Source organism: Actinopolyspora sp. BKK2 (genome assembly GCF_011291845.1).
GTDB classification, from domain to species: Bacteria; Actinomycetota; Actinomycetes; order Mycobacteriales; family Pseudonocardiaceae; genus Actinopolyspora; species Actinopolyspora saharensis.
The window spans coordinates 82,716-96,148 of the sequence record NZ_JAANTE010000012.1 but is presented as its reverse complement, the minus strand read 5'-3'; the positions used below and the strand labels follow the sequence as shown (position 1 = coordinate 96,148).

The 13,433-nt window shown below is 71.8% G+C and carries 6 protein-coding genes; 2 read left to right on the top strand and 4 right to left on the bottom strand.

Features of this window, described 5'->3' with window-relative positions:
* Window positions 1–38: 38 nt before the first annotated feature.
* On the bottom strand, window positions 39–2,876 hold the full coding sequence (locus G9Q41_RS20190) for an AAA family ATPase (RefSeq protein ID WP_165633829.1): 2,838 nt from the start codon (window positions 2,874–2,876) through the stop codon (window positions 39–41).
* Between the two features lie 265 nt (window positions 2,877–3,141).
* Here G9Q41_RS20190 and G9Q41_RS20185 point away from each other — a divergent pair, with 265 nt between their 5' ends.
* Both G9Q41_RS20185 and G9Q41_RS20180 read left to right on the top strand, forming a co-directional pair.
* Window positions 3,142–5,970, top strand: coding sequence for a LuxR family transcriptional regulator (locus G9Q41_RS20185; RefSeq protein WP_165633828.1), 2,829 nt, complete (start codon window positions 3,142–3,144; stop codon window positions 5,968–5,970).
* 62 nt (window positions 5,971–6,032) lie between these two features.
* Window positions 6,033–8,420 carry a right-handed parallel beta-helix repeat-containing protein gene (locus G9Q41_RS20180; RefSeq protein ID WP_165633827.1) on the top strand — a complete coding sequence of 796 codons (2,388 nt, stop codon included), beginning with the start codon at window positions 6,033–6,035 and terminating at the stop codon, window positions 8,418–8,420.
* A gap of 129 nt (window positions 8,421–8,549) precedes the next feature.
* Here G9Q41_RS20180 and G9Q41_RS20175 read toward each other — a convergent pair whose 3' ends face one another.
* The 3 genes from G9Q41_RS20175 to G9Q41_RS20165 all read right to left on the bottom strand — a co-directional run bounded on the left by G9Q41_RS20175 (window position 8,550) and on the right by G9Q41_RS20165 (window position 13,430).
* Entirely contained in the window at window positions 8,550–9,593 is a 1,044-nt protein-coding gene (locus tag G9Q41_RS20175; RefSeq protein WP_165633826.1) for a family 2 encapsulin nanocompartment cargo protein polyprenyl transferase, read from the bottom strand.
* A gap of 13 nt (window positions 9,594–9,606) precedes the next feature.
* On the bottom strand, window positions 9,607–11,019 hold the full coding sequence (locus G9Q41_RS20170; RefSeq protein WP_165633825.1) for a family 2B encapsulin nanocompartment shell protein: 1,413 nt from the start codon (window positions 11,017–11,019) through the stop codon (window positions 9,607–9,609).
* Window positions 11,020–11,081: 62 nt separating this feature from the next.
* Window positions 11,082–13,430, bottom strand: a complete 2,349-nt coding sequence (locus G9Q41_RS20165; RefSeq protein WP_165633824.1) for a germacradienol/geosmin synthase — start codon at window positions 13,428–13,430, stop codon at window positions 11,082–11,084.
* Window positions 13,431–13,433: the final 3 nt, after the last annotated feature.

Below are 13,433 nucleotides of genomic sequence, written 5' to 3'. Positions count from 1 at the left end.
AAGCCCCCCACGGCCACCACAACCACGGCGGGAACGGATCAGGGACGGAACCGCCCGGTGAGCATGGCCGCGGCCAGCTCCACCCGCGAGCGGTAACCGGTCCGGGCGAACATCCGAGTGAGCCGCCCCTCCACGCTCTTCTCGCTGGTGCCGAACACCGTCGCCAGCTGGCGATTGCCCCACCCCTCGGTGACCAGCACCGCGAGCAGCCGCTCGTTCTCCGCCGTGCTCGCGCCACGGCCCGGCACCGAGACGTCGTGCTCCCGCATGACCCGGCGCATCCGGGCACGCCACAGCAGCGCGTCGAGCTCACCGAAGAGCTTGTAGGCCTCCGACAACAACCGCGAGGTGTCCACACCGGACCGAGCCGCCCGGAAGAACGTCCAGGCCATCTCGTCCGGGATCGCCCGCTGCCGAGCCAGCCGCACCGCCTCCCGGCCCGCCTGCCGATCACCGTGGACCAGCGCGCGGGACAGCAGCCAGGCGATCTCGGCCCTGCCGGTGCCCAGCGCCTCGGCGACCAGACCTCCCCGCCGCACGCACTCCTCGGCGGCCGCGACGTCCCCGCGGGCCCACTCACCAGCGGCGAGATCGGCCCACATCCACTCGGTCCCCAGCACGAACCCGTTCTCGTCGGCCGAACGCAGCCCCGAGCGCAGCAGCTCGTCGGCCTCGGCGTGGTCCCCCAGGGCGTGCAGCACCCACGCGTCGGCGTGGTCGAGCACGTGATCGAGAGGCCTGCCCCGAACCATCCCGGTCAGCTGCCGGGCCCGGCTCAGCCACCCCCTCCCGATCAGCACTCCGGCCGCGTCGCGGGCCATCGCCATCAGGGCCAGCGGACGTGCCGAGTAGCTCCCCTCGGCGATGCTGCGCCGGGCGATGTCCAGCGCCGCCGAGTGCTGCCCCCACAGCAGCCGGAGCAACGACCGGTCCGAGCTCTGCAACTGCTCGACGGTGAGCCCCCGCGCGTCGAGCACCCGCATCGCCTCGTCCAGCTCCCCGAGCAGCAGGAGCATGTTGACCTCGTACCGCGCCTGCTCGAAACGGTGCTGCGGGAAGTCCCACGAACGCCACAACCCCGGGTCCCGCAGGAACCGGCGCAGCACCTCCGGCCGCCCCAGCACCACCCCGGCACCCCCGCGGAACATGTCCCCTAAGTCGGCGGTAACCGGATTCGCCCCCGACCACAGCTGCCAGTTCCGCTCCAGCAACCGGGCCCCTTCGCCCCAACGCCCCTGCATGATCAGGGCGAACCCCCTGGTGACCAGTTCGTTCGCCCGCCCACCGGGCACCGGCGGCGCCTCCCCGCTGGCCAGTCGGTCCAACTCCGACCACCGTTCGCACGCGGCGAGACCGTTCACGTACACGATCGCGATCTCCTGGGCCATCTCGACCGACAACCGGTCGGCGTGCTCGGCCAACGTCGCCCGAGCCCCGTCGGCGGCCTCGGCCATCCGGCTGTGGATGCCGCAGACGGCGCTGTACATCCGCATCGCCACGGCGCGCTGCCCCGGATCGACCACCCGATCGACCACCGCGCGCAACCAGCGAACGGCGCGCAGCCCGTCGGTGAACATCACCTCCCCGCTGCGCGCCAGCAGCAGCTCGGCGGAGCGATCCGGATCGACCAACGCGCCCGCGTCGGCCAGCCGGTCCGGCAGGAAGTGCTCGTCGCCCGGTTCGGCCGCCCCGTTCCACACGGCGGTCGCGGCCAGCGCGCAGAACCTGCGTCGCTCGTAGGGCCCCAGGCAGGCCTCGAGCGCGTCCCGCACCGCCGGGATCCGGAACCGCCACCGCTGCCGCGCCCCGCGCGAGCCGACCAGCACCCGGTCGGCCACCAGCGCGTCCAACGCGGCGCGCACGGTCTCCGCGGTGAGGTCGAGCGCCTCGGCCGCCAGCCCCACAGCGCTCTCCCCGAGCGGGGCGAGCACGGCCATCGCCCGGGCCACCGACCAGCACACCGCACCGGCCTCGTGGATCGAGGCCGGTAACGGGTGCCGCTCGGGCAAGGGCGGCCACTCCACCCCGGACCGGATGTAGGCGTGCCGGTCCACCACCCGCAGCACCCCGGCCTGCTGGTGCAGCTCGACCATCGAGCGCAACGCCGCGGGATTGCCCCGGGTCGCCGCGTGCAGCCGGTCGACGAGCTCGGCATCCGGCACGGCCCGCACCGACTCGGCGAGGAACTCCGCGCTCTGCGCCCGCGTCAAGGGACGCAGCGGGACGTGCCGGGCGAGCCCGTCGGCCACCAGCCGCTCCACCTCGCCGGCGAGCCGTCGCCCGTCCGTCTCGGCGGAACGACCCAGCCGCCACGTCGCCACGATCGCACACCCCTGCCCGGCGAACAGGCGCACGAACCGATCGAGCAGCGAGGCGGTGGCACCATCCACCCACTGCGCGTCGTCGATCAGCACGGTCAGCGGTGCATGGGCACGCACCAGGGAGAACACGGTGTTGGCCAGCTGGGCGGGCACCTCGCCGGAGCCACCCCGAGCGGCGTCGGCGCTGAGCCTGGCGACGAGCCCCAGCACCGAGTCCCGGTCGGCGCGTTTCCCCCGTCCGGACGGTTCGACAGCGGTGAGCAGCCGGTACAGCAGCCCGTAGGGGGTGGTTCGTTCGTGCTCGCCGACCCGCACCGACACCACCCGGGCCTCCGCCGCGGCGAGCTCTCCGGCGAGGGCGCTCAACACCGCCGAACGCCCGCTGCCCACCTCACCGGTGAGCACCGTCAACGGGACGCGGCCGGACAACGCACCGGAACGCAGCCGCTCGACCAACGCCCGCCTGCCGAACATCGACGTCACCGACGGCTCGTCCTGCTCCGGAGCGGGGGCCGGGCGCGGCTCCCACCGGGAGGAGTCCACCACGTCGATCACCGGTCCCCGCGCGTTCGCGGCCCTCGGCGCTCGCAGCCGCCGAAACCGCTAGCGCCGGGGTGGGACGGGACGTCGGACGACCGGACGCACCTCGATCTCATGGTGATCCATTGTGGTCCACGCGAGGGATCTCCCTCCATCTAGGGCATCGTGATTACCAACACTGGCGGGGGCGTTCACATCCCGGATAACAACGAGGGCGCCTCGCCCCACCGGACGAGCGACACCGCACGTCGGCACCCACGCGCACCAGGAAGAAAGACGAATGGCTCGCGAGCACAGCACGATCCTCGGCCGGGACGAGCAGTGGGCCCGACTCGACGACACCGTCCACGCCACCGGCCGAGCCGGAGCACTGCTGGTCCTGCGCGGCCCCACCGGCTCGGGCAAGACCGCCCTGATCGAGGCCGCCACGAAGAACTGGCTGCGACACGACGTGCAGGTGCTCTCGCTCTCGGCCACCGTGCCGACACCGCGCATGTTCGACACGCTGCTGGAAGCCGTGCGTCGACGCGTGGACGACCACCGCCGCGCCCCCGAACTGCTCGAGACCGTCGCGGCGGCGGCACAACTGCGGCAGCACGACGCCGGCTCCTCGCTCTGCAACCCGCTGCCCCTGGTGCACGAGCTCACCCGCGCGCTGACCCAGCTGGCGCGCGGGCAGCGCACCGTCCTGGTGATCGAGGACATCGAGCACATCGCCCCCGAGTCGGCCTCCGCACTGGCCTCGCTGGCCCACGGAGTCCGCGCGGCCGGCGGCGTGGTGCTGACCACGGTCGGCGGCACCTCGTGGGGAGCGCACCAGCAGCTGGTGAACCTCGCCGACTCCGTGCTGGACCTTCCTCCCCTGCCCGAGGACGACGTCACAGCACTGCTGGCGCGGTGGTCCGGGGGCCAGGCGGCCGTCGACCCGGCCACGACCGCGGCGCTGCACGCGGCCCTGGGACCACTGTTCGGAAACCCGCGAACGCTGCGTTCGACCGTGCGGGCGCTGCGCTCCGAGGAACGTCTCGTGATCATCGACGAGCACCTGTGCCTGCGATCCCCCGAGGAACCGATCGCGCTGACCGCCGACCACGAACTGCTCCGCCGGGTGCACGACTGCGGCCCCGGTGCCGACCGGATCGTGTGGACCCTGGCAGTGCTCGGCGAGTTCGACGTGAACGACCTGCCGGTACTCGCCGAGACCGCCGACGTCGAACTGCACGCCTGCGGACGGGTGCTGGACCGGCTGGTCCGCGACGACGTCCTGCGCGAGACCAGCGGACGGGTGCACCTGCCGGTGCCCGCGCTGGGAACGGCGCTGGCCCGCGAGGGATCCCGAACACCGCGCGCGGTGCACGACGCGCTCGCCCGACGCATGCTCGTCCAGCACGAGCGCGGGGGCGCGGTGGACCGGTCGGCGCTGGCCCACCACCTCGTCGCGGCGGGCGCCGAAGCCGGTGGCCGCAGCGGTGTGGAAGTCCTGATCGCCGAGGCGGACGCAGCCGCGCGCACGGCCCCGGCACGGGCCGCCGAGCGCTACCGCGCGGCAGTGGCCCGGCTGCCCGGCTCGGACCGGCGGCTGCCGAGACTGCTGGAGGCGATGACCCGGCTGCAGCTGTCCCAGCACCGATTCCGGGAACTGGCCGACGACCTCGGAACCGTGCTGCCCGCCCTGCTGGACGCGTTCCCGCCCGAGGACGGCCCGGAAGGCCCCGCCCCCTACGGAAGCGACGACGCGGCGACCCTGGCCGATCTCGCGATCTGCTGGTTCCTGGTGCAGTTGCACGAAGGCCGCATCACCGAACTCCACCACGCGACGCGGCTGTTCGCCCTGGTGACCACCCGCGACGAGAACACCGACGCGATGCGCCGGTTCTTCTCCGCGCTGTTCCGCGGGCGCGTGCGCGAGGCCACCACCACGCTCAACACGCTGTTCGGCCCCTTCTCCTCCGAACAGGACGAGACACGGGCGACCACCGCCCTCGACGCCGTGCTGGTGCTGCTCAACGCCGCGGAAGGCGAGCACGAGGAGTTCCGGCAGACCCTCGCGTGGTGGCAACGCCGCCACCCGAAACGGCACGCCCCGGACACCGAGCAGCTGCGCGAGGCGGGAAGCATGCTCGACCACACCACGGCCCTGGAACTGCTCCTCGGCAACCACCACGATGGACAGTCCCACCACGGGCGGTCCCGCGGTTACCGAGGAGTGCTGCACCACTACCACACCGGCGAGTGGGACACGGCGCTGTCGACGGCCCGCTCGCTGGAGGCGGCCCGCCCGCACGCCCGAAGTTCCCTGGCGCACCACCTCACCCGAGTGGTCGCGGCGGAGATCTGCGCGGCCCGCGGCCACTTCCGCCGTGCCGAGGAGTGGTTGGCCCGCATCCAGCACGGATTCGCCTGCGGCCACCTCGTCGCCTGGGTGCGCTGCGGCCTGCGGCACCGCCGCGGCCACACCGCCGCGGCCGTCACGGACGGGTGGCGGGACTACCAGCGCCACCGCGACCGGGGCAGCACGGCAGGCCTGGAACGACTGCTCGAACGACTGATCGACTACAGCGTCCGGATCGGCGACCGGGACGATGCCGAGCGGATGCTCGAAGAGCTGACAACGTTCGAGGCGCGCCACCGCACCTCGTCGGCCCGGGAGGCGGCGCTGATCGCGGGCGGAATGGTGCGCTCGGACCCGACGTCCCTCCGCGAGGGCATCCAGCTGGCCAGGCAGCGCGGCGACGCCCACCGGGTCGCCCACGGCTGCGCGGCGGCAGGAGACCTCCTCGACGAACCGCAACCGTGGTTGCACGAGGGCTACGCCCTGGTCAAGCGGTTCGGCTCCTCCTACGGACGCGGGCTCTTCAGCGACCTGATGCGCAGCCGCGGAATCGCGCTGACCCGCTCACGCGGTCCGAAGGAGCCGCTGTCGAGCACCGAGAACCGGATCATCGACCTGGTCAGCGACGGCCACACCAACCGTCAGATCGCGATGGCGGTGCAGGCCAGCGAGAAAACCGTGGAAAGCCACCTGACCAAACTGTTCGCCCGCACCGGCTACCGCTCCCGCGTGGAACTGGCCACCGCTCGGCTGGAGGGAAGACTCCCGAGCGGCTGAGCGCGAAGCGGCACGAACGCCGCTTCCGGGCACGCGCCGACCGAGCACGAGAAAGGACAGCGTTGATCATCGTCTCACCGGGCACGCCCGGCTGCCACCGGTCGATCACCGAAGCGGTGGAGGCCGCTCCCGCAGGGGCCACGGTGCACGTCGCCCCCGGGCACTACGCGGAGAACCTGGCACCGAGCACACCGGTCACGATCACCGCCGAGGACGGGCCCGACACCGTCGAGATCACCACCACGCGCGGACCGGTGGTCGCGGCCGAGGCCACCACGCAGCTCAGCGGGGTGACCCTGCGCTCGACCGACCCCGAAACCCCAGCGGCCGTGACCGGGGCCGGTCGACTGACCCTCACCGAGTGCCGAATCGAGGCGACCGCCTGGACAGCGGCCTACGCCCACGGCCACGGCGTCCTGGCGCTGCGCGACTGCTCGATCCGCAACCCCGAAGGGGCCGGAGCGGTGGTCACCTCGACCGGCGACAACGCGATCGAGGGATGCACCGTCACCGAAACCGGGACCTCGGGAGTCGTGGCAGCCGAGCACGGCGCGCTCACGCTGCGCTCGTGCACGGTCGAACGGGCGGAGGGCAACGGCCTGTGCCTGAACGGGCACGGCCGCATCGACGGGAGCGACCTCACGATCACCGGCGCGCTCAAACCCGCGCTGGCCGTGGAGGACCAGGCCTCGGCCACGCTGACCCGGCTGGCAGCGCGCGAGAACCGCGGCATCGGCTGCTACCTGGCCACCACCTCGACCGTGGAACTGACCGAGTGCTCCGTCGACGGGGCCGAGGCCGACGGGATACTGTTGGCCTCCCCCGGCCACACCGTGCTGGAGCAGTGCACCGTGGCCCGCAGCACCCACCACGGTCTCCGAATCACCGGCGGGGCCACCGGAACCGTCCGCGACTGCGCGATCACCGGCGTGCGCGGGACGGGAGTCACCCTCGCGAACGAGGCGAGCACCCAGCTCGAGCGGCTCACCCTCCACGAGTGCGCGGGAACCGGACTGACAGCGAGCACCGGCGCCACCCCCACGATCCACCGACTGCGGATCACCGACCCGGCGGGCGCGGCCGTGGAGATCACCACCGAGGCGCGGGCCGGACTGGACCACGTCGAGATCGAACGGGCCGGCGAGGTGGGCGTGCTCGTCGCCGACGACGGGTCGGCACTGGTGCACGGGTGCAGCGTGCGGGACACGAGCGGCTCCGGGGTGGCGGTGGTCCGCTCCACGAACGCCACCTTCGAGGACTGCGACGTCCACCGCTCCGGCGGCGACGGAGTCCACATCGGCGAGCGGGGCGGGATCCGACTGAACCGCTGCCGCGTGCGCTCCGGACGATCCGGCGGAACACGGATCGATCCCTCCGGCCGAGCCGAACTGTCCGAATCGGAGTTCGCCGAGAACGCGGCCGACGGCATCACTGTGCGCTCGGCGGAAACCGTGGTGATCCGCGACTGCACGACAGGCGACAACCGGGGAGCCGGTCTGCGGCGCGCGGTCCCCTCGGAAGCGCTGACCGTGGAGCGCCTCACCAGCACCGGCAACGGAACCCCGGACACGCACGACACCGCGAGCCGGGACGACGACGCGGCGACGCCCGAGGAGACGGCCCAGCGCAGCGAACCCATGCGGGAGTTGACCTCGCTGGTGGGGTTGGAAGGCGTCAAGCACGACGTCACCACGCTGGTGAACCTGAACAAGATGGCCAAGCGGCGCCAGGAAGCAGGCCTGTCGGCTCCCCCGATGAGCCGACACCTGGTCTTCGCCGGGGCACCGGGCACCGGCAAGACCACCGTGGCCCGGCTCTACGGCGCGATACTGGCCGAGCTGGACGTGCTCGCCTCCGGGCACCTGGTCGAGGTCTCCCGCGCCGACCTGGTCGCCGACGTCGTCGGCGGCACCGCGATCAAGACCACCGAGGAGTTCAACAAGGCGCTCGGCGGCGTGCTCTTCCTCGACGAGGCCTACACCCTGAGCAACTCCTCCGGCGGGTCCGGGCCGGACTTCGGCAAGGAGGCCATCGACACCCTGGTCAAACTGATGGAGGACCACCGCGACGAGGTGGTGGTGATCGTGGCGGGCTACTCCAGGGAGATGCGCGAGTTCCTGGCCTCCAACCCCGGACTGGAGTCCCGCTTCAGCCGGACCATCGAGTTCACCAACTACACCGCCGCGGAACTGGTCACGATCGTGCGCCAGGAGTGCGCCAAGCACGACTACCAGATCGAGGACGGCGCCGCCGACGCGCTGCTCGAACACTTCGAGGCGCTGCCCAAGGACGGCACCTTCGGCAACGGCCGGACCGCGCGCAAGACCTTCGAGCGGATGGTCGACCACCAGGCCTCGCGGCTGTCGGTCTCGCCGGACACCTCCACCGCCGACCTGACCCGGCTGACCGCCGAGGACGTCGACGGCATCAAGGCGGACGCACCGGGATGAACCGGACCGGGGCAAGCCGGCAAGCCCCGCGGACCGGGACCGGCCGGGATGGACGACCACACTGCCCACCCCGGCCCGTCCCCGCGTCCACACCGGGCGCGCCCGACCGCGCCCGACCGCGCCCGGCGCCTAGTGGTCGCGCCGGGTGACCAGGTGCGCCAGCGCGGTCAGCTCGTGCGTGCGGGCGGTCAGCCCCGCCGCCTCGAGCTGCTCCAGGGCCTGGGCGAGCAGCTGGTCGGTGCGGGCGTGACTCCACTCCCGCCCACCGGCGGCGTCGACGAGCTCGGCGGTGCCGGTCAGATCCGACTCCGAGGTCGGCGGCTGGTGGTAGTGCTCGGCCAGCCGCTGCCCGGCGGAACTGCCCGAGTTCAGCGCGAACACCACCGGCAGGGTCTTCTTGCGGGCGTGCAGGTCGGAGTAGGCGGACTTGCCCGTGACCGCGGGATCGCCCCAGATGCCGAGCAGGTCGTCGACGTGCTGGAAGGCCAGCCCGAGATCGTGCCCGAAGCGGCGCAGGTGCCCGCTCCGCCGCTCATCGGCACCGGCGAACAGGGCACCGAGCTCGCAGGAGCCCGCCAGCAGCGCCGCGGTCTTGGCCTCGGCCATGCGTTGGCACTCGGCGACGTCCACATCGCTGCGCTGCTCGAAGGCCAGATCCGTGACCTGGCCCTGGATCAGCTCCTGGACGGTGGAGTTCAGCAGCCGCAGACCGGGCAGCGCGGCCGAGTTCCCGCTGTCGGCGAGCACTTCGGACGCCAGCGACAGCAGGGCGTCACCGGCCAGGATCGCCGCGCTGGCCCCGAACACGGTCCAGGCCGTGGGACGGTGGCGACGCGTGGCGTCGGTGTCGATGACGTCGTCGTGCAGCAGCGAGAAGTTGTGCACGAGCTCGACGGCCACCGCGGCGGGCAACGCCTCCTCGACCGTGCCACCGACCGCCTCGGCGGCCAGCAGCGCCAGCGCGGGACGCAGCGCCTTGCCGCCGGAACCATCGCTGGAGTTGCCGTGCTCGTCGATCCAGCCGAACTGGTACCGAGCGATGTGGCGCATGTCCTCGGGCAACGTGTCCAGAGCCGACCGCAACGCCGGATCGACCCGACCACGCGCGAGATCCAGGGCGCGATAGGCCTCCTGGACCGGGACGGCGTGCGGGAGCACATCGGGGCTGGCCATGTGCGTGTTCCTTTCAGCGGGCGATTTCGACGTTCTCCAGCACACCGAGCGCATCCGGGGTGAGCACGGCGGCGGAGTAGTACGCGCTGACCAGGTACGAAGTGACGGCCTTGGCGTCGAGGCCCATGAACCGCACGTTGAGGCTGGGGGCGTACTCGTCGGGGATGCCGGTCTGGTGCAGCCCGACCACGCCCTGGTGGTCCTCCCCGGTGCGCATGACCAGGATCGAGCTGGTGTTGGCCGCGCTGATGGGGATCTTGTTGCAGGGCAGCAGCGGAACACCGCGCCAGCCGATCACCCGGGTGCCGTCCACGTCGAGGCTGTCCGGGTAGACCCCCAGGCGGTTGCACTCGCGGCCGAACGCGGCGATGGTGCGCGGGTGGGCGAGGAAGAACTCGGACCTGCGGCGCCGGGACAGCAGCTCGTCGAGATCACCCGGCCCGGGCGGACCACCGGTGGTCTGGAGACGCTGCCGCAGATCGGCGTTGTGCAGCAGCCCGAACTCGCGGTTGTTGATCAGGTCCGCCTCCTGCTGCTCGCGCAGCTCCTCCACCGTCAGCCGCAGCTGCTGGTCGAGCTGGTTCATCGGCTGGCTGTACAGGTCGTTGACCCGGGTGTGCACGCGCAGGATCGTCTGGGCGACGCTGAGCTCGTACTCGCGGGGGTTGAGGTCGTAGTCGGCGAACGTGCCGGGCAGCTCGGGCTCGCCGTCGTGCCCGGCGGACAGCCGCATGACCGCCTCGCCGTGCTTGTTGTGCTCGGGCCGGGCGCGGCCGCGCACCCGCTCCAGGTGGGTGCGCAGCGGCTCGGAGCGCTCGGCGAGCTCGTTCACGGCACGGCGGGACAGGCTCAGCACGATGCACGGGGTCAGCGCGGTGGCCGTGACCGGCCAGGCCTCCTGCCCGCCGAGCAGCACCTGCTCGCCGAAGTACTCGCCGTCGGCGAGCACGTCCCGCGAGGCCTCGTCCCCGTAGGGGCCCGGGGTGCGGGTGTTGACCTTGCCGTGGGCCAACAGCAGCAACGCGTCGGCGGGCTGGCCCGCGGTGGTGATGTTATCGCCCGCGGCGTAGTGGTGCTGGGTGAAGCTGTCGGCCAGCGCGGTCAGCACCGTCTCGTCGTCGAGCTCGCGCAGGGAGGCGATCTCGCGCAGTTCCGGCGGCAGCACGCGGACCTGGTCACCGGTGTTGGAGAACGTCAGCCGCCCGTCGCCGAGCTCGTAGGTCAACCTGCGGTTGACCCGGTAGGAACCGCTGGTGGTCTCGGTCCAGGGCAGCATGCGCAGCAGCCACCGCGGGCTGATCGACTGCATCTGCGGCGGCGTCTTCGTCGTCGTCGCCAGGTTGCGCGCTGCCCCGGTACCCAGGCTGAGCTGCTGCTGAGCGTCGTGGGCTGCGGACGACGCCGTCTCCGGCGCGCTGTCGGTCATGTGGAATCACCCATCGTGTGTCGGGGCGGGAAGCAGGAGCGGGAAAAGGCGGGATTCTTCGCTCAGTCGGTGCTGGAGGAAGCCGCACGGGCGGCTGCCCGCTCGGCCAGCCTTGCCGCCGAGGTGCCCAGTCCGGTCGGGCCGGCCAGCAGTCGCCGCACCGGTGTGGCCCCGGCGTCGACGTCCTGGTCCGGCGCGTGTGGTTCGACGGCGGACGGCGCACCGGAGGAGCGGGGCCGGTGATGAGCACGCAGCTCGGGCTCGGAGTAGCGCACCACGCACTTGCGGTGCCACGCCAGCACTCCCGCCATCCACTCGCGGAGCCCCTCGGCGTGCTCGGTGAGGACCCTGCGGGCCGACTCGTCGAGGTCGAACTCCGCGCAGAGCCGGGGCAGCTGGTCGGTGAGGATCCGCTCGAACTGGTGCCTGCGCGCGTTCATCAGGTCGACCACGACGTCGCGGGCCTGCCACCGGTCCACCTCGAGGAAGTGCTGCACGACCACCACCAGGTTGTGCATCTCGCCTTCGAACTCGACCTCCTTCTGGTAGGAGGTCAGATCGTTGACCAGGGCGGTGTAGTCCTGCGCGGCGGTTTCCAGCTGCCGCATCACCGTGCTCTGCTGCACCTCGGTGGGAACGACGTCGAGCTGGGTCAGCCGGGACAGGCTCATCGTCATGTCCGCCCCGAACGTCTTGCGCCGCATCTCCATGTAGTCGACCGGATCCGGCACCCGGTGCTGGATCTGGTTGGCCAGCTCCCACACCCAGCTGGTGGTCATCTCCTCCACTGCGGTCCGGAACTGGCGTCGCGCGGCCACGGTCAGCGGAGCGGCCGTCCGCTGCCACAGGTCGGCCAGGCCCCGCTCGACGGGATTGGTCGCCTCCGGAACGGCGCCGAGATCCAGCGGCATGAACAGCGCGAGACGTTCGTTGCAGGCCTTGGCCCCGGCGAGGTTGTTGGTGCTGCCGAACACCAGCGGGAAGTAGTCGTCCCCGTAGGTGCCCCAGGTCAACCAGTCGGTCGAGAGGTTGAGCTGGTCCGGATCCGCGTCGGCGTGGATGATCGCCGCGCAGTAGGCGAAGTCGAACCGGACGAACCGGGACTCGCTCCACACCCCACCGGCTTCCACACCGGGCACGGACTCGAACATGCCCATCCGGCGCGCCCAGTCGACCTCGTGGGCCCGCGCGCTGTCCAGGTGCGGGCTCATCCGGGTCGAATACGGCATGTCGAACTCGGGCAACGTCAAGTGCCCCACCGCCTGGAACGGCCGGTGGGAGTGCTGCCGCGCCCGCCGTCGCGCTCCCGGCCGCAACCGGGTGAACGCGTGTGCCGCCGAGGTGCCCAGACCGGTGGGCCCGTGCAGCACCGGGGCGCTGGACCTCGTGGTGACGTGCTCGTTCATGTACCGGCTGGACTGGGCGTGCCACTCGTGGCCACCGGCCTGCCAGTCCTGCAACCCCTTGACGTAGGCCAGCACGCTCGCACGGTCCGCGGGATCCAGGGCGTGCTCGTCGCACAGGGCCGGAACCTCGGTCGAGGCGGTGTTCTCGAACTGCTCCAACCGCGAGGTCAACAGGTCGTTGGTGAGCTCGGCGGCCCGCTGCGGACCGGTGCCGAAGAAGGTCTCCATGACCAGCACCCCGTTGTTGAGCTCACCCTCCTCCTGCGTCTCGCGCTGGTAGGAGAACAGGTCGTTGCGCAGGTGCACCCCGTCGGAGAAGGTGTCGGTCAGCACCCGCATCGGCCTGCTCGCCGCGATGACGTCCGGGACCTCCGCCCGAGCTGCGAGCTCCACGAGCCCGGCCGACCAGGGCGCCCCGCCGACCCTGCGGCGCATGGTGATGTACTCGGTCGGGTTGGGCACCTGGTTCTGGGTGATGTTGGTCAGCTCCCAGACGCAGTCCTCGAGCAGGTCGCGGGTGCTGGCGGCGAACCGGGCCAACCACTCCGGCGACATGATGGAGGCGGTGCGCTCCCACAGATCGGCCAGCCCCCACTCCACCGGATTCGTCGCGGTGGGGGCGTGGTCGGTCGGCCGCGTCGGCATGAAGGCCGCCAACCCCGTCAGGTACTCGCGCGCCCCGGTCAGATCTCCCGTCTTCTTGTAGTGCTCGAGGAAGTGGTCGTCGAAGTAGAACACCCACACGTACCAGTCGGTGACCAGGTCGAGATCCTCGGCGGTGGCGTCCGGATGGGTGTAGGCGCACAGCAGCGGGTAGTCGGCCGAGTCGAACGTGGCTTCGTCCCAGGCGAACGCACCGCTGCTGCCCACGTTGCCCTCGGCGACGAGCATCTCCATGTCCCGCGCCCACGTCCGCGAGTGCGCGCGGGCCGATTCCAGATGCGGATTCGCCCGGGCGGGCCAGGGCAGGTAGAACTCGGGAAGTTCGAACGGTTGCTCCGCCATGAC